Source organism: Mycobacterium sp. UM_11 (genome assembly GCF_001414075.1).
In the GTDB taxonomy this organism is placed as follows: Bacteria; Actinomycetota; Actinomycetes; order Mycobacteriales; family Mycobacteriaceae; genus Mycobacterium.
In genome coordinates, this window is sequence record NZ_LATC01000009.1 from 24,739 (window position 1) to 44,757 (window position 20,019).

Below are 20,019 nucleotides of genomic sequence, written 5' to 3' on the forward strand. Positions count from 1 at the left end.
ACTGGCGCACGCATCGCACTCGTGCGGGAGAGTTCCGTGACGGCCAGTCACGGACGCCGAAGGAGCAACACCTCTCCGCTAACCTCTCAGGCACCCGGACCGCGCGGGTTAACGATGCCTCTGGAAAGCGGTGCCGATCCCCGGCACCCGCCGATGGGGAAAGGCGCGCGGGCAGCACCCCGCGCCGAATCTCTCAGGCGCCCGGCGATCGGGTGAAGACAGAGGGAGAGGACCGCACGTCCTCTGCCTTGTCGACGCCGTAGGAGTTCGCCAGTGCCCGACCAATCAACCTTCGCAGCCCGGCACATCGGGCCGGACGGCCAAGCCGTCGCGACCATGCTTGCCGTCATCGGCGTCGATTCGCTCGACCAGCTGGCGGCCAAGGCCGTCCCCGCCGGCATCCTCGACAAGCTCACCGGCGGCGGGGCGGCACCCGGGCTGGACGAGCTGCCGCCGGCCGTCACCGAGACCGAGGCGCTGGCCGAGCTGCGGGCGATGGCCGAGGCAAACACGGTGGCCGTGTCGATGATCGGTCAGGGTTACTACGACACGCTCACCCCGCCGGTGCTGCTGCGCAACGTGCTGGAGAACCCGGCCTGGTACACCGCCTACACGCCGTACCAGCCCGAGATCAGCCAGGGCCGGCTGGAGGCGCTGCTGAACTTCCAGACGATGGTGGCCGACCTGACCGGGCTCGAAGTCGCCAACGCCTCGATGCTCGACGAGGGCACCGCGGCCGCCGAGGCCATGACGCTGATGCACCGCGCGACCCGCGGCACGTCGAACCGGCTGGCCGTCGACGCCGACCTGTTCGCCCAGACCGCGGCCGTGCTGGCGACGCGGGCGCGGCCGCTGGGCATCGAGATCGTCACCGCCGACCTGAGCGCGGGCCTGCCCGACGGCGACTTCTTCGGCGTCATCACGCAGCTGCCCGGCGCGAGCGGCCGGATCACCGACTGGGCCGCGCTGGTGCAACAGGCGCACGACCGTGGCGCGCTCATCGCCATCGGCGCCGACCTGCTGGCGTGCACGCTGATCACGCCGCCGGGCGACATCGGTGCCGACGTCGCGTTCGGCACGACCCAACGATTCGGTGTGCCAATGGGATTCGGCGGTCCGCACGCCGGTTACCTGTCCGTGCACTCCAAACACGCCCGGCAGCTGCCGGGCCGGCTCGTCGGCGTGTCGCTGGATGCCGACGGCTCCCCGGCCTACCGGCTGGCGCTGCAGACCCGCGAGCAGCACATCCGCCGGGACAAGGCGACCAGCAACATCTGCACCGCCCAGGTGCTGTTGGCGGTGATGGCCGCGATGTACGCCAGCTACCACGGCGCCGACGGGCTGGCCGCGATCGCCCGCCGGGTGCACGCCCACGCCGAGGCGATCGCCGCGGCGCTCGGCGACGCGCTGGTGCACGCCACCTTCTTCGACACCGTGCTGGCCCAGGTCCCGGGTCGCGCGGACGAGGTGGTGGCCGCGGCCAAGGCGAACGGCGTCAACCTGTGGCGTGTCGACGCCGACCACGTCTCGGTCGCCTGCGACGAGGCCACCACCGACGCCCACGTGGCGGCGGTGCTGGAGGCGTTCGGGGTCGCGGCGGCCGAGCCGGCAGGCGTCGACATCGCGACCCGCACGTCGGAGTTCCTGACCCATCCGGCGTTCACGCAGTACCGCACCGAGACGGCGATGATGCGGTACCTGCGCACGCTGGCGGACAAGGATATCGCCTTGGACCGCAGCATGATTCCGCTCGGCTCCTGCACCATGAAACTCAACGCCGCCGCGGAGATGGAGCCGATCACCTGGCCCGAATTCGCGCGCCAGCACCCGTTCGCCCCGGCGTCCGACACGCCCGGGCTGCGCCGGCTGATCAGCGACCTTCAGGCCTGGCTGGTGCGGATCACCGGGTACGACGCCGTGTCGCTGCAACCCAACGCCGGCTCGCAGGGCGAGTACGCCGGTCTGCTGGCCATCCACGACTACCACACCAGCCGGGGCGAACCGCACCGCAACATCTGCCTGATCCCGTCCAGCGCGCACGGCACCAACGCGGCATCGGCGGCGCTGGCCGGCATGCGGGTGGTCGTGGTGGCCTGCCACGACAACGGTGACGTCGACCTGGATGACCTGCGCGCCAAGGTGACTCAGCACGGCGACGAGCTGTCCACGCTGATGATCACCTACCCGTCCACCCACGGCGTCTACGAGCACGACATCGCCGAGATCTGCGCGGCCGTGCACGACGCCGGCGGCCAGGTGTACGTCGACGGCGCCAACCTCAACGCGCTGGTCGGCCTGGCCCGGCCCGGAAAGTTCGGCGGCGACGTCAGCCACCTGAACCTGCACAAGACGTTCTGCATCCCGCACGGCGGCGGGGGACCGGGTGTGGGGCCGGTGGCGGTGCGCGAGCACCTGGCCCCGTTCCTGCCCGGGCACCCGCACGCCCCGGAATTGCCGCAGGGTCATCCGGTGTCCTCGGCGCCCTACGGCTCGGCCTCGATCCTGCCGATCAGCTGGGCCTACATCAGGATGATGGGCGCCGACGGCCTGCGGGCGGCGTCGCTGACCGCCATCGCGTCGGCCAACTACATCGCCCGCCGGCTCGACGAGTACTTCCCGGTGCTATACACCGGGGAGAACGGCATGGTCGCCCACGAATGCATCCTGGACCTGCGGCCGATCACCAAGTCCACCGGCGTGACCGTCGATGACGTCGCAAAGCGGTTGGCGGACTATGGTTTTCACGCACCGACGATGAGCTTCCCGGTGGCGGGCACGCTCATGGTGGAGCCCACCGAGAGCGAGACGCTGACCGAGGTCGACGCCTTCTGCGAAGCGATGATCGCCATCCGGGGTGAGATCGACCGGGTGGGTTCGGGGGAGTGGCCGGTCGACGACAACCCGCTGCGGGGCGCGCCGCACACGGCCGAGTGCCTGCTGGTCACCGACTGGGAGCACCCGTACACGCGTGAAGAGGCCGCCTACCCGCTGGGCAAGGCCTTCCGGCCAAAGGTGTGGCCGCCGGTGCGGCGCATCGATGGCGCCTACGGGGACCGCAACCTGGTGTGCTCGTGCCCGCCGGTGGAGGCGTTCGCCTGACCGGCTAGCCGAATCGCTCGACGATCGCCGCCGCGATCTGATCCGGCGCGTCCTCCTGGATGAAGTGCTTGGCGTGGGGCAGTTCGACGACGACGTGGTCGGGGAACGCCGCGCGCATGCGCGGGATGTTGGGACCCGGCCGGAAGGCGAAGTCCTTCATGCCCCAGACGAACAGGGCCGGTTTGGTGCCCAGCTTGTCCGGCACCTCCCGGGCGAGCCGCGCCAGCAGCGGGCCCGCGGCCAGGATCTGCTTGGGCATCTCGGCGACGCCCCTGCGGGCGTCCGGGTTGGGCTGCACCGCGCGGTAGTGCGCCATCACCGCGTCGCTGGGGCGGTGCGCGGTTCCGGCCGGGACCAAACGCTCGACGAAGAAGTTGCGCTGCAGGATCGCGTATTGCAGTGGCGGGCTGGACATCACGCGGCTGAACATCTTCGTGGTGAATTCCGACGTCGGCCAGAACCAGGTGTTGCCCAGGATGACGCCGCGCACCCGCTCGGCACGCTGGACGGCGACCGCCATGCTGATGGGCCCACCCCAGTCCTGGCCCATGGTCAGGTAGCCGTCCAGGCCGAGATGGTCGACGAACTCGCCGACCACCCGGGCATGCTCCTCGATCGTGTAGCCGAACGCGGCCGGCCGATCCGAAAGGCCGAACCCGAGGTAATCCGGTGCGATGCAACGGAAGCGGTCGCGCAGCGCGATGACGATGTTGCGGTACAGGAAGCTCCACGTCGGGTTGCCGTGATACAGCAGGATCGGCGGCCCGTCACCCTCGTCGAGGTAGTGCATGCGGCCTTGTGAGCTGTCGAACCAGCGCGACTGGAACGGATACAGCCGGGGGTCGGGGGTGAAGGCGATGCTCATGTCCGGCGGTCGAGCCGTCAGTACCGGCCGAAGGCCAGGGCGACGTTGTGGCCGCCGAACCCGAACGAGTTGTTGATGGCGTACCGGTAGTTGCCGCGCCGGGGATCGCCCGCCACCACGTCCAAATCGATTTCCGGGTCGAGGTTTTCCAGGTTCAGCGTCGGCGGGACGATCTGATCGCGCAGCGCCAGCACGGTCAGGATGGACTCCACCGCGCCGACCGCGCCGACCGAATGGCCCAGGGCGGACTTGGGCGCGTACACCGCCGGCTTGTTGCTGCCCAGCGCGTTGTTGATCGCCTTGCCCTCGGCCAGGTCACCGATCTGGGTGCCGGTGGCATGGGCGTTGACGTGGTCGATGTCGCCGGGCGTGAGGCCCGCGAGCTGGATGGCGCGCGTCATCGCCTGGCCGGCACGGTTGCCGCTCGGGTCCGGCGCCACCATGTGGTAGCCGTCGGACGTCACGCCGGCCCCCATCAGCCGGGCCAGGATGCGCGCCCCGCGCGCCTTGGCGTGCTGCTCGGTTTCGAGCACCATCAGGGCGCCGGCCTCGCCGAACACGAAGCCGTCGCGGTCCTTGTCGAACGGGCGGCAGGCCCCGGCCGGATTCGCGTTGTTCGTCGACATCACGATCCGCATGTTCGCGAAGGCGGCGATGGGCACCGCCTCGATCCTGGTCTCGACGCCCCCGCAGATCGCGACGTCGGCCTCCCCGAACGCCATCGCCTGCCAGGCCCGGGCGATGGCCTCGGAACCGGACGCACACGCCGACACCGGCGTCATCACACCGGCCCGGGCCCGTCGTTCCAGCCCCACCGCGTTGGCGGCCGCGTCGGGCATGTACTTGCTGACGGCCAGCGGCGAGACCGCCTTCACGCCCCGGGCGCGCAGGGTGTCGCGGGTGAAGACCAGTTCCTCGCCGGAGCCGAAACCGGTGCCGATGGACACCAGCACCCGGTTGGGGTCGACCTCGGGCGAGCCGGCATGGTCCCAGGCCCGCCGGTTGACGATGGCGGACATTCGGGCCAGGTAGCCCGTCCTGCGCAGCTCGGCGGGGTTCAGTTCGCTGTCGAACTCCTCGAGCAGGTGCCCGCCGATGCGAACCGGGAGGTCGAATTCCTCCACGAACGGGTCATCGAGTTCGCGGATCCCACTTTGGCAGTCGAGGAGCAACTTCCAGGTGGTCTCGGCATCGGTGGCCAACGCGGTGGTCATCGCGAACCCGGTCACGACGATGTCCGGAAGCGCTTGCCCAGTAACCAGATTCGTCATTGCTGTCGCGGTCATCCTTTCGCAGCGTCACCCCGGCCGTGTTCGCGGACGCGCGTGTTGGCAGGTCACCCTCCCCAAGTGAGAAGGAAGGCGCCCGACCCGAACCATCGCACCGCTCCCCATAGCGTTGGCCGTGGCATCAACCTCGGTCGAGCCTAGCGCCAAGTTGGGATTCCGAGCCGAAACACCCCGCCGCAACCTTCGCTTGCCGGTCCGTACCCGAGCCTATCCCCGGCCTCAGCCCAGGAAGGCGTTGATGGCCGCGGCGAGGTCGGGGGACGCCGAGCTGGCCAGATTCTGGTAGCCACCACCGCTGAGCTGGGCGACCGCCTCCCAGGTTGCGCGGTCCGGGTCGCCGCCGAAGTCGATGACGTTCACCGCGATCGGCTTGGCCGGGTCGGCGCTCTTGCGGATGAAGTCCTGCAGGCCGGGGCCGTCGAGGGTCTGGTCGGTGTGCGGGCCCGCCGTGATGACCAGGATCGAGTTGGTCTGGCCGGCGCGGTAGTTGGCCTGCAGGTCCTGGTAGATCATCCGCAGGGTGGTGAAGGACACCGCGCCACCGGCCGAGGAGTATTGCTTGTCCAGCGCGGCCGTCAGCGCCGTCGACCTCGGCTGGCCGTTGACCGGGTCTCCGAGCGGGCCGCCGGGCACCTCCGAACGCCCCTCGTGGCCGTCGAACGTCCACAGGCCGACCACTGCGGTCGGCGGCAACGCCCTGATCTTGTCCTGAAGTGCGCCAATCACATTCGCCAGCCGGGACTTGCCGCCTTCCTGGCCGGGCATGGACTGGTCGAGCATGATGGTCGCGGCCAGTCCGCTCGACGGGGCGGCCATGGCCTCGGCCAGCGTCGCGCGCATGGCCTCGTCACCCACCGACAGCGCCGCGGGCAGCGCCGGGAACGAGGTGACCGGGCTGCTGGGCGGGGAGACGCCGTTGACCCGGAAACCGGCCTTGGCCAGCTTGGCGAGTTGATCCGGCTTGTGCATGAAGCGGGCGAACTCGCTGGCCGCCGAGGTCTGGTCCTTGGTCAGCCAGGACCCGCTGAGCAACACGGTGGGATAGTCGGCGACCGGCGCCGGCCCGGACGGGATCCAGGAAGCCAACGCGCCCTTGGCGTTTGGCAACGTCTGGCCGCGCTGGAACTGCTGCTGCTCGGTGGTGATCACGGCGTGCACCGGCGCGCTCGCCGCGTCAGGGTGCCCGATCAGGATGTCCATCGCCTCGGTCAGCGAGTTGTTCGCCAGCTTGGGTTGCGCGCCCAGCACCGCGCGCACCGCGCCGGTACCCTGCGTCGCGGGGCTACCGGGAGGCGCCGCGGCGGCCGCTATCGCTTCCCCGGCCAGGAACCCGGCGTCACCGTTGCCGCTCATCGGCACGGCCAGCCGCAGCGACCCCCACGCCGGCAGGTTCACGCCGGCCAGCCCGTTCGGGTTGGTCTGCAGCCCGGGCAGCGCCGCCCAGGTCTGGTTGCCGAGCGCCTGCTGCAGCTCGGGCCGGACGGCCAGCACCACCGGCGACGTCACCAGCGAGCGGCTGTCGGTGATCGTTTTCTGCGCCGTGGCCCCGGCGAGCCGGGCGGCCGAGATCGAGCTTGCCGGGATCCACAACGCCGGCTGTCCGCCCAGCTCGGCGGGCCACTTGCCGATGAATCCGTTGAGCACCGCGTCGGAGGCGGCCGGTTTGACGCTGACCGCCACGCAGTGGTCGCCGATCGGGCCGGCGGTAGCGTTGTAGCTTTCCGCGAACTGTTGCACCGAATCGGCGATCGACGGGTCGGCGATCACCGCGACCGTCTCCTTGCCGCCCACGCAGCCCCCGGCGGCCTTGTGCGAGCGGTTGGACAGCGCGTCGCCGAAGAAGCTCCACAGGATCACGCTGCCCACCACCACGACGACGGCGACCAGCGCCACGATCACGCCGATGCTGACACCCCGCCGCCCGCCCTCGCTGCGGTGGCCGCCGCGCCAATCGCCGAGCCCGCGGTGGCCGCGGGAAAACAGCGAGGGCGACGAGGCCGGCGGTTCCGCGCTCGACGGGCCGGGCTGCCGGGGCGGGAACTCCGGGTAGTCGTCGGCGGTGCCGCCCTCGAACTCGTCGCCGGCGGCATAGGGTTCATCCTCGGCGGGGAAGTCATCGTCGCCGCGGAAGTCATCGTCGGCGGGATAGTGCCCCTCGTCCGAGTAATCCTCGGTGACGTCGTCGCGCTGCTGGTCGTCCGCCTCGCCGTCGTCGTACGGCTCGTCGACGGAGTCGTCAGGGTCGGGCAAACTGTGCCTACCCATAGCGGTGTCCGTCGCCTTTCCGTCGATGAAGCCGAGCTGTTGTGAATCCGCCGCTGATCTTAGTCATCGGCGGCGTCGATGCGCCGCGAGCCCGATGCGGGCACGGGCTCAATCTCACCGCGCCGCGCGGGCCTTGGCTTCGCGCCGGCGACGATGCAGGATCGGCTCGGTGTAGCCGTTGGGCTGCTGCGTGCCGGTCAGGATCAGGTCCTGGGCGGCCAGGAACGCCAGGCTGTCGTCGAAGTTGGGCGCCATCGGCTGGTACGCCGCATCCTTGGCGTTCTGCTCGTCCACCAGCGGCGCCATCCGCTCCAGGCTGGCGCGCACGTCCTCCTCGGTGATCACACCGTGCCGCAGCCAGTTGGCCAGCAGCTGGCTCGAAATCCGCAGCGTGGCACGGTCTTCCATGAGCGCCACGTCGTGGATGTCGGGCACCTTCGAGCAGCCGACGCCCTGGGCGACCCAGCGCACCACGTAGCCCAGGATCGACTGGCAGTTGTTGTCGACCTCCTCGCGGATCTCCTCGGGCGCCCAGGCCAGTTCCTTGGCCAGCGGGATGGTCAGCAGCTCGTCGATGTTGGTGCGCTTCTTGCCCGCCAGCTCCTCCTGGACGGCGCCCACGTCGACGTAGTGGTAGTGCATCGCGTGCAGGGTGGCCGCCGTCGGCGAGGGCACCCACGCGGTGGTGGCGCCGGCCTTGGGCTGGCCGATCTTCTGCTCGACCATGTCGGCCATCAGCTCGGTCATCGCCCACATGCCCTTGCCGATCTGGGCCTTGCCCTTGAACCCGGCGGCCAGCCCGATGTCGACGTTGGCGTCCTCGTAGGCCTTGATCCAGGTGCTGTTCTTCATCGCACCCTTGCGGATCATCGGGCCGGCTTCCATCGAGGTGTGGATCTCGTCACCGGTGCGGTCCAGGAAGCCGGTGTTGATGAACACCACCCGGTCGGCCGCGGCCTTGATGCACGCCTTGAGGTTGACGGTGGTGCGCCGTTCCTCGTCCATGATGCCGACCTTGAGGGTGGCCTGCGGCAGGCCCAGGACGTCCTCGACGCGGCTGAACAGCTCGCAGGTGAACGCGACCTCGTCGGGACCGTGCATCTTGGGCTTGACGATGTAGATGGATCCGGTGCGGCTGTTGGCCAGCGGGCCGTTGTCGGAGCCGGTCTTGAGCCCGTGGATCGCGGTCAGGCCGGTGAACAGCGCGTCCATGATGCCCTCGAACACCTCGTTGCCCTCGGCGTCCACGATCGCGTCGTTGGTCATCAGGTGGCCCACGTTGCGGACGAACAACAGGCTGCGGCCGGGCAGGGTCAGCTGGCCCTCACCGTCGGGCGTGGTGTAGGTGCGATCCTGGTTGAGCACCCGGGTGAAGCTCTTGCCGTCCTTGGCGACCTCCTCGGACAGGTCGCCCTTGTTCAGGCCGAGCCAGTTGCGGTAGCCGAGCACCTTGTCGTCGGCGTCGACGGCGGCCACCGAGTCCTCGAAGTCCATGATCGTGGTGACCGCGGATTCCAGCACCACGTCCTTGATGCCGGCGCGGTCGGTCTTGCCGATCGGCGATTCCGGGTCGAGAAGGATCTCGATGTGCAGGCCGTGGTTGACCAGCAGCACCGACCAGTCGGGGGAGCCGAGCTCGCCGGTGTAGCCGGCGAACTTCTCCGGGCTGGCCAGGCCGACGGAGCCGTCACCGGTCGCCACCTTCAGCTGCCCGTCGTCGACGGACAGGCCCGTCGCGTCCGCCCAGGAGCCGGACTCCAGCGGCACGGCCTCGTCGAGAAACTTGCGCGCGTAGGCGATGACCTTGTCGCCGCGAACCTTGTTGTAGCCGGTGCCCTTTTCGGCGCCGTCGTCCTCCGGGATCACGTCGGTGCCGTACAGGGCGTCGTACAGCGAGCCCCAGCGCGCGTTCGCGGCGTTCAGCGCGAAGCGGGCGTTGAGCACCGGCACCACCAGCTGGGGGCCCGCGGTCGTGGTGATCTCGTCGTCGACACCGGAGGTGGTGATGGTGAAGTCTTCGGGTTCGGGCAGCAGGTAACCGATTTCGGTGATGAACTGGCGGTACGCCTCGACGTCGAACGGCTCGATGACGCGTTGGCGGTGCCACTTGTCGATCTGGGCCTGCAGCTCGTCGCGCCGGCGCAGCAGATCCTGGTTCTTGGGCGTGAGGTCGGTGACGACTTTGTCGACTCCGGCCCAGAAGCTGTCCGCGTCGATGTCGGTGCCGGGCAGGGCCTCGTTGTTCACGAAGTCGTAGAGCACTCGGGCGACGCGCAGGTTCCCCGCCGACACGCGATCAGTCATGTTTCTCCTCCATAATGAAGCCTCTTCAAGCCGCCATTGGCTCGGAGCGGCAATGCCTTCAGCGTACCGAGCAGCAGCCTGGTGAGCTTATCCGCCTAACCCGCCACCCCAGGTCAGGCCGCGCTGACAGCTCAAAACCAGGCCGCCGCGGCGGGCCAGGGGATCGTTTTCCAGCAACGCATCCGCGCGCGGGGATCCTGCGCCCTCCAGCACTTTCTTGACTGGCAGCCGATGGAAATCATACGGGCTCTTGCGAATCCGCCTCGGGGACGGCGTACCCCTAAGCCTCGCGCATCGTGCCGACGAGGTCCTCAACCAGGTCTTCCATCGCGACCATCGCCACCACCTCGCCGCCCGCGCCGGTCACCAGCGCCAGATGGCTGTTGCTGCGGCGCATCCGTGACAGCGCGTCGGCCAGCGGCAGCGACTTGGGCAGCCGCGGCAGGGGCCGGACCATCGCCAGGTCGATCACCGTGCGCGGATCGTCACCGAGCGTCAGCATGTCCTTGATGTGCAGGTAGCCGATGAAGTCGCCGGCGGCGTTCGCCACCGGAAACCGCGAGTAGCCGGTCCGGGCCAGGGCCTGCTCGACGGCGCCGATCGTCGGCCCGCTGCCCGGCGCGGCCACCGGCACGGCGTGGACGTCGGCGAGCGGGACGGCCACGTCGCCGACCACCCGGGTGCCGATCTGCAGCGCCCGCGTCAGCCGGGTGTGCTCCTCGCGGTCCAGCAGGCCTTCGGATTCCGATTCGGCGATCATCTCGCTGAGCTCGACGGGGGAGACCGCGATCTCGAGCTCTTCCTTGGGCTCCACGCCCAGCGCGCGGACCACCACGCTGGCGCACTTGTTGTAGAACACGATCAACGGCCGGACGGCTCGCACATAGGCCAGGTAGGCCGGCACCAGCAGCATCGCGGTGCGCTCGGGGCCCGCCAGCGCGATGTTCTTGGGCACCATCTCGCCGAGCAGCACGTGCAGCGTGACCACGATCGCCAGCGCGATGGCGAACGACAGCGTGTGCAGCAGCGTCGGGGGAATGCTGGTCAGGCCCAACGCCGAGCGCAGCAGGCTGGAGACCGCCGACTCACCGATCCGGCCGAGCAGCAGCGACGCGGCCGTGACCCCCAGCTGGGCCCCGGCCAGCATGGCCGGGAGCTGCTCGCCGGCACGGATCACGGTGACCGCCCGCGCCTTGCCCTGTTCGGCCAACGCTTCGAGGCGGTCGCGCCGGGCCGAGATCAGCGAGAATTCCGCCCCGACGAAGAAGGCGTTCACGCCGATCAGCAGGAGCGCCAGGACCACGCCCACGGGATCGCTCATCGTTCCCCCCCGGCCGCCGCGGTCTCGCCGTCACCCCGAAGCTCGATCAGCTCCAGCAGGTCGATGCGGCGTCCCTCCATCCGGATGACGGTCGCTTGCCACCGCAACGCATGGTCCAGCAGCCCGTCGGCGTCCAGGGCCGGCAGCTTGACCGTTTCGCCGGCCACCGGGATGTGACCGAATTCGCGCAGCGCCAGCCCGCCGATGGTCTCGTAGGGCCCCTCCGGGGCGCGGAAGCCGGTGGCGGTGGCCACCTCGTCGATGCGCAGCAGACCCGACACCCGCCAGCCGCTGCCCGCCGCGACCACGTCCGGGGTGGCGTCGTCGTGTTCGTCGCGGACGTCGCCGACGATCTCCTCGATCAGGTCCTCGACCGTCACCATGCCCGCGGTGCCGCCGTATTCGTCGACGACCATCGCGGTCTGCAGGCTGTTGGCGCGGATCTCCGCCATGACGGCGTCGCCGTCCAGCGTCGACGGCACCACGGGAACGGGCCGCGCCACCGTCGTCAGCAGCGTGCGCGCCCGGTCGGCCGCCGGGATGGCCAGCACCTGTTTGACGTGCACGATGCCGACGGTTTCGTCGAGGTCGCCGTCGACGATCGGGAAGCGGGAGAAGCCGGACTCCGCGGCCGCGGCCACCAGGTCGGCGACGGTCTCGTCGGTCTGCAGCGCCACGATCTTCGACCGGGGCGTCATCAGCTCCTCGGCGGTCAGGGTGCCGAACTGCAGCGAGCGCCGCACCAGCGCGGCGGTGGCCGCGTCCAGGGAGCCGCTGCGCGCCGAGGAACGCACCAGCGACAACAGCTCCTGCGGCGACCGCGCCGACCGCAGCTCCTCGGCCGGTTCGATGCCCAGCCGGCGCACGATCCAGTTCGCCGCGCCGTTGGTGAGCCGGATCGCCGGGGTGAACAGCAGCGAGAACAGCAACTGGACGCCGACCACGGCCCGGGCCGTGGACAACGGCCGGGCGACGGCGAGGTATTTCGGGACCAGCTCGCCGAACACCATCGACACCGAGGTGACGATCACCAACGCCACGAACGCCATGATCGCGTCGGCCACCTTGTCGGGAACGCCCATCGCGTCGAACCACGGGTGCGGCAGGTCGGCCAGCATCGGGTCGGTCAGGTAACCGGCCGCCAGGGTGGTCGCCGAGATGCCCAACTGGGCGCCGGACAGCTGGAACGACAGCTTGTGGTGGGCCCGCCGGATCGCGCGGTCCCGGCGCCCGCCGCCGCGGGCGTTGGCCTCCACCGCGCTGCGGTCCAGCGTCGTGAGCGAGAACTCGGCGGCCACGAATATCGCGTTGCCGAAGATGAGCACCGCGATGGCCACGATGCTGAGCGCGGTGACGTTGACGTTCATCGATCACGCCGCCCGCCGGCCGATCGGCCCGCCCGCCTCGGCGGGGAAGGCTCCGCATCGGGCGGCTCGTCCGACGGCTGCCGCCCCCGAAAGCCCATGGCCTGCACGGGTGCCTGCGGCACGTCGATCCTTTCGCTGCGGAGAATCCGGTGCGGACGCGGTCGCCTCCGTCTTTGCTGATTTATGGTAGCCGGATCCGGGCCGCGCCCGGCCGAGCACCGTGTTCGCCGGCGCCCCCACTCGGGGCCCGACCTAAGTTTGGGTTGCCTAACCTTACTTCGGTAGGCTCTGCGCACTATGGTCTCCGAAGCCCCGCCCGAAACCCAACCGGCCCAAGCCCTTCCGCGCGAGCGCGCCGACATCCCCCACGAGATCGCGCGCATCGCCCGGCCGCCGCTGCCCGTGCTGGAGGCGCCCTTCGCGCTGCGCGTCGCGCGGCACGAGGACGCGGGCATGGTGTCGGAGTGGATGAACCGCCCGCACCTGGCGGCGGCCTGGGAATACGACTGGCCCACCCCGCGGTGGGAGCGACATCTGGGTGCGCAGCTGGACGGCACGTATTCGCTGCCGCTGATCGGCGCCGTCCGCAACACGGCGTGCGCTTATCTCGAAGTGTATTGGGGCGCAAAGGATTTGATTTCTCGGCATTACGATGCCCGGCCCTTCGACCTGGGGCTGCACGCCGCGATAGCCGACCCCGCCATGGTGCACCAGGGGCTGGGCGCGACGCTGCTGCCGCGGATCGTCGGCAGCCTGTTCGCCGCGGAGCCCCGGTGCCGGCGCATCATGTTCGACCCCGATCACCGCAACACCTCGGCGCGCCGCGTGTGCGAGTACGTCGGCTGCGCGTTCCTCGGCGAGCACGACACCGGGAACCGGCGCATATCGCTCTACGCGCTGCCCCGTCCGGACGCGTGACGGGGGCCGCTCACCAACCCAGCGGCAGCGGATGCCCTTCGGCGAATCCGGCGGTGGACTGCACCCCGACGACGGCCCGCTCGTACAGCTCGGTCAGGTTGGCGGCGCCGACGTAGGTGCACGTGCTGCGCACGCCCGAGGTGATGTGGTCGAGCAGATCCTCGACGCCGCCGCGATCGGGGTCCAGCTCCATGCGTGATGTCGAAATGCCTTCCTCGAACAGCGCTTTGCGGGCGCGATCGAACGCGGTGTCGGCGGCGCTGCGGGCCACCACCGCCCGCTTGGAGGCCATGCCGTAGCTCTCCTTATAGGGCTGGTCCTCGCGGTCGCGCATCAGGTCCCCGGGCGATTCGTAGGTCCCGGCGAACCACGAACCGATCATCACGTTGGACGCCCCGGCCACCAGCGCCAGCGCCACGTCCCGCGGGTGCCGGACGCCGCCGTCGGCCCACACGTGCCCACCCAATTGCCTTGCTGCCGAGGCGCATTCGACCACGGCCGAGAACTGTGGGCGGCCCACGGCGGTCATCATCCGGGTGGTGCACATCGCCCCCGGCCCGACGCCGACCTTGACGATGTTGGCCCCGGCGCCCAGCAGGTCACGGGTGCCCTCGGCCGAGACGACGTTGCCCGCCACCAGCGGCACGCCGAGTTCCAGCGACGACACCGTGCGGATCGCGTCGAGCGTCTTGACCTGGTGCCCGTGCGCGGTATCGATGACGAGCACGTCGACGCCCGCCTCGACCAGGGAGCGCGCCTTGGCCCCCACGTCGCCGTTGATGCCGACGGCCGCACCCACCCGCAGCCGTCCGGTGCCGTCGACCGCCGGCGTGTAGAGGCCGGTCCGGACGGCCCCGGTGCGGGTCAGCACGCCGGACAGCGTGCCGTCCGAGTTCGTCACCACGGCGACGCCGATCGGGGCGTGCTCGAGCAGGTCGAAGATCTTGCGCGGCTCGGTGCCGGCCGGGGCGGTGACGAAATCGGTGATGGCGACGTCGCGCACCCGGGTGAAGCGGTCCACGCCCAGGCAGCAGGATTCGCTGACCAAACCGATGGGGCGGCCCTCGAAGGCGACGACGGCGACCCCGTGGGCGCGCTTGTGGATCAGCGCCGTCGCGTCGGACACCGAATCGTCGGGCCCCAGCACCACCGGGGTGTCGAGAACCAGGTCCCGGCTCTTGACGAACTCCACGGTCTGCTGCACCGCGGTGATCGGCAGGTCCTGCGGCAGGATGACCAGGCCGCCCCGCCGCGCGACCGTCTCGGCCATCCGCCGCCCGGCCACCGCGGTCATGTTGGCGACCACCACCGGAATGGTGGTGCCCGAGCCGTCGGCGGTGGACAGGTCGACGTCGAAGCGCGAGGCGACCTCCGACCGGTTCGGCATGATGAAGACGTCGTTGTAGGTCAGGTCGTACCCGGGCCGATGCCCGTCCAGGAATCTCATCGCCGTCGCCTGCCCCCTCGTGTCCTCTAGTAGTACCCCGCTAGGCGGGCACTTCGCTGCGGTCCCCGCTCCACAGCGTGTGGAAGCGCTTGGCCGGGTCGTCGTCGATGCGGCCGTAGGTGTGTGCCCCGAAGAAGTCCCGCAGGCCCTGGGTCAGCGCGGCCGGCAGCCGCTCGGTGCGCAGGGCGTCGTAGTAGGACAGCGCGGAGGAGAAACCCGGGATCGGGATGCCTAGGCGCGTGGCGGTCACCACGACGCGACGCCAGCCGTCGATGGCGGCCTCGATCGCGCTGCGGAAGTAGGGCGCGACGATCAGGGACGGCAGGTCGGGGTCCTCGTCGAAGGCGTCCTTGATGCGGTTGAGGAACTTCGCGCGGATGATGCAGCCGCCGCGCCAGATGGTGGCCAGGTCACCCGGCGTGATGTCCCAGTCGTATTCGGCGCTGCCGGCCTGGATCTGGTTGAAGCCCTGGGCGTACGCGATGATCTTCGACGCATACAGGGCCTGGCGGACATCCTCCACGAATTGCTTTGCATCGCTGGGCTTTTCGCCCAGCTGGCCGGACGCCAGCCCGGTGGTGGCCTTGCGCTGGGTCACCGAACCCGACAGCGCGCGGGCGAACACCGCCTCGGCGATGCCGGTGACCGGGACACCGAGGTCCAGCGCCGACTTCACCGTCCAGCGGCCGGTGCCCTTCTGCTCGGCCTCGTCGAGGATGACGTCGACGAGCGGCTTACCCGTCTTGGCGTCGTTCTGACGCAACACTTTTGCGGTGATCTCGACGAGGAAGCTGTCCAGGTCGCCTTTGTTCCACTCGTCGAAGACGTCGGCGATCTCGCCCGCGGTCTTGCCCAGGCCGTCGCGCAGCAGCTGGTAGGCCTCGCCGATCAGCTGCATGTCGGAGTACTCGATGCCGTTGTGCACCATCTTCACGAAGTGGCCGGCGCCGTCGGGCCCGATGTGGGTGCAGCACGGGACGCCGTCGACGTGGGCGGAGATCTCCTCGAGCAGCGGGCCCAGCGACTTGTACGACTCGGCGGGGCCGCCCGGCATGATCGACGGGCCGTTCAGCGCGCCCTCCTCGCCGCCCGAGATGCCGGCGCCGACGAAGTGCAGGCCGCGCTCCCGCATGGCCTTCTCCCGTCGGATGGTGTCGGTGTAGAGGGCGTTGCCGCCGTCGATGATGATGTCGCCTTCCTCCATGGCGTCGGCAAGCTCGTTGATCACCGCGTCGGTGGGGTCGCCGGCCTTGACCATGATCAGCACCCGCCGGGGCTTCTCGAGCGCGTCCAGGAACTCGGCGATGGACTCCGAGCGCACGAAGTTGCCCTCGTCGCCGTGCTCGGACAGCAGCGCGTCGGTTTTCGCGATCGACCGGTTGTGCAGCGCGACGGTGTAGCCGTGCCGGGCGAAATTGCGTGCGATGTTCGAACCCATCACCGCCAGCCCGGTGACGCCGATTTGCGCGGTACCCGTAGTCGAATCGGACGAACTCATGTCATGGCCTCTCACGTCGGTGAACTCTGCCGAAAAGCTTTCCGTCACACTGTGGCACAGCGGGCAGGCGTGCGCCCGGGGTGATCGCTTCGGCGTCGGGTCAGAGGTTGAACAGGCGCCGCAGCTCCGTGAGCCACGGTACGGCCAGCGCGACGGTGGGCACCACGAACACGGCCACCGCGGACAGGTATGCGGCCGCCGACAGCGCCAAGCTGTTGCCGTCCCCGCACAGCCGGCGCACGCGGACCACCGTGCTGGGGCCGCCGGCGGCCAGCGCGCCCGACGGCGCGCGCCCTGACGCGCAGGCAACCAGCGCGCGCGCCAGGGGAGTGCGACCCGCCGCGCGCACGGCGGCGTCGTCGGCGAGCAGCTCGACGAGGAGCTTCACCGCGCCGAGCGCGTTCGCGCTGCGCACCAGCCGCGGGAAGGCGGCGTGCACGGCGGTGAAAGCCTCCAGGACGAGGTCGTGCCGGGCGCGCAGGTGGGCCCGCTCGTGGCTGAGGATCGCGGCGACCTCGGCATCGGCGAGCGCGCTCAGCGCGCCCTCGCTGACGACCACCCGGCTACGGACGCCGGGGAGGCAGTAGGCGAGCGGCTGCGGAACGTCCAACACCCGGAGGTCGCGGGTGCGGGCGCAGGGCCGGGGGAGCGCCCCGTCGTGCCCGTGGCCGACCAGATCGACCACCATGCGGTGATGGGCCCGCCGGCGCCGGTTGACGATGGCGACCCGGACGACGGCGACCATCAAGCGGGCGCCGACCAGCACCGTCAGGGCGAACACGCTGATGTAGGCGGCCCACAGCGGCCACCCGAGCCGGCCGGCCGCGCCGACGATGCTGGCCGTGGGCCGCCCGTCGGGACCCGGCATCAACAGCCGAGTGGCGATCGCGATGCCGGCGCTGAACGCCGAGAGGACCGCGGCCAGCGCGATGGCCTGCCACAACACCATCGCGGCGCGCGGAGCGCGCAGCGGCCAGCTCGCGCGTGCCAACAAGGCCGGCACCGGGCCGACCAGCAGCACCGCGAGGATGGTGAAGGCCAGCGCGGACACGCTGCCAGTCTCCCTCAGTCCTCCGTCGACGCGCCAGCGGATGGCGCGTGATCGCGTTGATTGGCCTCGAGCTCGGCCAGCGCCCGCCGCAGGGCGTCCGCCTCGTCGGCGCCCACCCGCTCGACGAAGTGCACCAGCGCGGCCTGCCGGCCGCCGGAGTCTTCCGCCTGGGCGAGGGCGTCCACCATCAGGCCGGCGACCAGTTCGTCGCGGCCGTGCACGGGCGCGTAGCGGTGCGCGCGGTCGTCGCGAATCTGGGAGACCAGGTTCTTCTTGGCCAGCCGTTGCAGGACGGTCATGATCGTCGTGTAGGCAAGGTCGCGTCGCGCGGACAACGCGTCATGGACCTGCCGGACCGTTTGAGGCTCGGGCATGGACCACAAGTGATCCATCACCGCGCGTTCCAGATCCCCCAGTCGGGTCAGTTTCGCCATAGTGCGTTCTCTCCTGAGCGTCGACATCATCGTACTCCGCGTTACTACCGACCGTCGTACCGAAGCGGCCCCCGCGCCAGCGAGTAGATGCTTGCGAAATTAGGGCAGCCTTGCCTATGCTAACCGGGTCGAGCGAACTACGACCGCGGCAGAGTCCTGAGGGCTGCAGTGACCCCCGGTCTACTCGATCGGCGAGCCCCGTGCCCAGCGGCACGGGGCTCAGCCGTTTCCGGGCGATGGTGTAAACACAGAACGTGCCACAGCCGCCGACCATGCCACCGGATTTCACCGCGCCCTTCGATCAGGAGATCGGGCTGCAATTCACCGAACTCAGCCCCGACGGCGCCCGGGCGCAACTCGAGGTCACCCCCAAGCTGCTGCAGCCGATGGGCCTGGTGCACGGCGGTGTCTACTGCTCGATCATCGAGAGCATGGCCAGCGTGGCGGCCTACACCTGGCTCGCCACCCGTGGCGGCGGCAACGTCGTCGGCGTCAACAACAACACCGACTTTCTGCGTTCCATCGGCTCGGGCATGGTCTACGGCGCCGCCGAGCCGATCCACCGGGGCCGGCGCCAGCAGCTGTGGCTGGTCACCATCACCGACGACGACGGCAAGGTGGTGGCCCGCGGCCAGGTGCGGCTGCAGAACCTCGAGGCGTAGCCGAGGCGGCCGGTTAGCTCGCGCGCCTGGTGGTCGCCGGGCGCTTGGCCTCCGCCGCGAGCACCGCCAGTTGTTCGAGGCGGGTGCGGGCGAAGGCCTGCTGCTCGGTGATGGTCAGCTGGCCGCGGCGGGTGCTCAGGAACGTGACCGTCCACGACAGCAGCGTGCTGACCTTCGTCTTGAACCCGACCAGGTAGACCAGGTGCAGCACCAGCCACATCAGCCAGGCGATGAAGCCGCTGAACTCCAGCGGGCCGACCTTGGCCACGGCGGAAAACCGCGAGACGGTGGCCATGGAGCCCTTGTCGAAGTACTGGAACGGCTCGCGCTCCGCCGGGTCCGCGCCGCCCAGTTCGGCCTTGATCGTGCCGGCGACGTACTTGGCGCCCTGAATGGCGCCCTGGGCCACGCCCGGAACGCCCTCGACGGCGGCCATGTCGCCGATCACGAACACGTTCGGGTGTCCCGGGATCGACAGGTCGGGCAGCACCTTGACCCGGCCCGCCCGGTCGAGTTCGACCGACGACTGCTCGGCCAGGTCCCGGCCGAGCCCGCTGGCCTGCACGCCGGCGGACCACACCTTGCAGGCGGACTCGATGCGCCGGACGGTGCCGTCGGAGTCCTTGACCGTGATGCCGTTGCGGTCGACGTCGGTGACCATCGCCCCCAGCTGGATCTCCACGCCCATCTTCTCCAGTCGGGCCCGCGCCCGCGTCCCCAGCTTCTCGCCGAACGGCGGCAGCACGGCCGGGGCGGCGTCGAGCAAGATCACCCGCGCCCTGGTGGAGTCGATGCCCCGGAAGGAGCCCTTCAGCGTGTGGGCCGCCAATTCCGCGATCTGCCCGGCCATTTCGACGCCGGTCGGGCCGGCGCCGATGACGGTGAACGTCAGCAGCTTGGCCCGTCGCTCCGGATCACTCGACCGCTCGGCCTGTTCGAACGCGCTCAAGATCCGTCCGCGCACCTCGAGCGCGTCGTCGATGGACTTCATGCCGGGCGCGAACTCGGCGAAGTGGTCGTTGCCGAAGTAGGACTGGCCCGCACCGGCGGCGATAATCAAGCTGTCGTAAGGGGTTTCGTAGGTGTGGCCGAGCAAATCGGAAACGACGAACTTCCCGGCCAGATCGATGTGCGTGACGTCGCCGAGCAGCACCTGAACGTTGCGCTGCCTGCGCAGGACGACGCGGGTGGGCGGGGCGATGTCGCCTTCGGACACGATGCCGGTCGCCACCTGGTACAGCAACGGCTGGAACAGGTGATGGGTGGTGCGGGCGATCAGCTTGATGTCGACGTTCGCGTGCTTGAGTTTCTTTGCCGCGTTGAGGCCACCGAAGCCCGAACCGATGATGACGACCTGGTGGCGACGATCGGTTCCAGCTGTGGTTTCTGGTGGGGGGCTCATGTTTCCACTGCTCCTGACGGGGGCTTCTGGACACGCGACTGTTGTTAGCCACAACGCTAGTCAGGCGGGTACCCGGAAACCTAGTTGATACCCCTGT

At 69.9% G+C, this 20,019-nt stretch carries 14 protein-coding genes and 1 riboswitch; of the genes, 3 read left to right on the forward strand and 11 right to left on the reverse strand.

Annotated features, from left to right (window positions below; translation table 11 throughout):
* Positions 1-14: 14 nt before the first annotated feature.
* A riboswitch (glycine riboswitch) is annotated at positions 15-112 on the forward strand.
* Positions 113-273: 161 nt separating this feature from the next.
* Complete coding sequence (gcvP, locus tag WU80_RS04080) at positions 274-3,099, forward strand: aminomethyl-transferring glycine dehydrogenase (RefSeq protein WP_055404171.1); 2,826 nt, start codon at positions 274-276, stop codon at positions 3,097-3,099.
* Between the two features lie 4 nt (positions 3,100-3,103).
* On the opposite strand, the gene WU80_RS04085 is transcribed toward gcvP, so the two are convergent.
* The 6 genes from WU80_RS04085 to WU80_RS04110 all read right to left on the reverse strand — a co-directional run bounded on the left by WU80_RS04085 (position 3,104) and on the right by WU80_RS04110 (position 12,510).
* Complete coding sequence (locus WU80_RS04085) at positions 3,104-3,964, reverse strand: haloalkane dehalogenase (RefSeq protein ID WP_055404172.1); 861 nt, start codon at positions 3,962-3,964, stop codon at positions 3,104-3,106.
* A gap of 17 nt (positions 3,965-3,981) precedes the next feature.
* The gene (kasB, locus tag WU80_RS04090) at positions 3,982-5,235 is read right to left on the reverse strand and encodes a 3-oxoacyl-ACP synthase KasB (protein ID WP_055404173.1); all 1,254 of its coding nucleotides are present in this window, start codon (positions 5,233-5,235) and stop codon (positions 3,982-3,984) included.
* A gap of 237 nt (positions 5,236-5,472) precedes the next feature.
* On the reverse strand, positions 5,473-7,518 hold the full coding sequence (locus WU80_RS04095) for a substrate-binding domain-containing protein (protein ID WP_055404174.1): 2,046 nt from the start codon (positions 7,516-7,518) through the stop codon (positions 5,473-5,475).
* A 114-nt stretch (positions 7,519-7,632) separates the two neighbouring features.
* Positions 7,633-9,822 carry a malate synthase G gene (locus WU80_RS04100; RefSeq protein WP_055404175.1) on the reverse strand — a complete coding sequence of 730 codons (2,190 nt, stop codon included), beginning with the start codon at positions 9,820-9,822 and terminating at the stop codon, positions 7,633-7,635.
* Between the two features lie 280 nt (positions 9,823-10,102).
* Complete coding sequence (locus tag WU80_RS04105) at positions 10,103-11,143, reverse strand: hemolysin family protein (protein ID WP_055404176.1); 1,041 nt, start codon at positions 11,141-11,143, stop codon at positions 10,103-10,105.
* Positions 11,140-12,510, reverse strand: coding sequence for a hemolysin family protein (locus tag WU80_RS04110; RefSeq protein ID WP_055404177.1), 1,371 nt, complete (start codon positions 12,508-12,510; stop codon positions 11,140-11,142). The genes WU80_RS04105 and WU80_RS04110 overlap by 4 nt, the downstream gene beginning before the upstream one ends.
* Positions 12,511-12,807: 297 nt before the next feature.
* On the opposite strand from WU80_RS04110, the gene WU80_RS04115 reads away from it, so the two are divergent.
* Positions 12,808-13,428: a GNAT family N-acetyltransferase gene (locus WU80_RS04115; RefSeq protein WP_055404178.1), complete on the forward strand. Its 621-nt coding sequence runs from the start codon at positions 12,808-12,810 to the stop codon at positions 13,426-13,428.
* A gap of 10 nt (positions 13,429-13,438) precedes the next feature.
* Here WU80_RS04115 and WU80_RS04120 read toward each other — a convergent pair whose 3' ends face one another.
* The 4 genes from WU80_RS04120 to WU80_RS04135 form a co-directional block, all read right to left on the reverse strand.
* Positions 13,439-14,875: a GuaB1 family IMP dehydrogenase-related protein gene (locus tag WU80_RS04120; protein WP_055404179.1), complete on the reverse strand. Its 1,437-nt coding sequence runs from the start codon at positions 14,873-14,875 to the stop codon at positions 13,439-13,441.
* Positions 14,876-14,915: 40 nt separating this feature from the next.
* Entirely contained in the window at positions 14,916-16,373 is a 1,458-nt protein-coding gene (gndA, locus tag WU80_RS04125; RefSeq protein WP_055405730.1) for an NADP-dependent phosphogluconate dehydrogenase, read from the reverse strand.
* A gap of 100 nt (positions 16,374-16,473) precedes the next feature.
* Positions 16,474-17,424: a M56 family metallopeptidase gene (locus WU80_RS04130; protein ID WP_055403614.1), complete on the reverse strand. Its 951-nt coding sequence runs from the start codon at positions 17,422-17,424 to the stop codon at positions 16,474-16,476.
* 14 nt (positions 17,425-17,438) lie between these two features.
* The gene (locus WU80_RS04135; protein ID WP_055403615.1) at positions 17,439-17,858 is read right to left on the reverse strand and encodes a BlaI/MecI/CopY family transcriptional regulator; all 420 of its coding nucleotides are present in this window, start codon (positions 17,856-17,858) and stop codon (positions 17,439-17,441) included.
* Positions 17,859-18,130: 272 nt separating this feature from the next.
* On the opposite strand from WU80_RS04135, the gene WU80_RS04140 reads away from it, so the two are divergent.
* On the forward strand, positions 18,131-18,520 hold the full coding sequence (locus tag WU80_RS04140; RefSeq protein ID WP_055403616.1) for a PaaI family thioesterase: 390 nt from the start codon (positions 18,131-18,133) through the stop codon (positions 18,518-18,520).
* Between the two features lie 13 nt (positions 18,521-18,533).
* On the opposite strand, the gene WU80_RS04145 is transcribed toward WU80_RS04140, so the two are convergent.
* Positions 18,534-19,922, reverse strand: coding sequence for an NAD(P)/FAD-dependent oxidoreductase (locus tag WU80_RS04145; protein WP_055403617.1), 1,389 nt, complete (start codon positions 19,920-19,922; stop codon positions 18,534-18,536).
* Positions 19,923-20,019 lie beyond the last annotated feature (97 nt).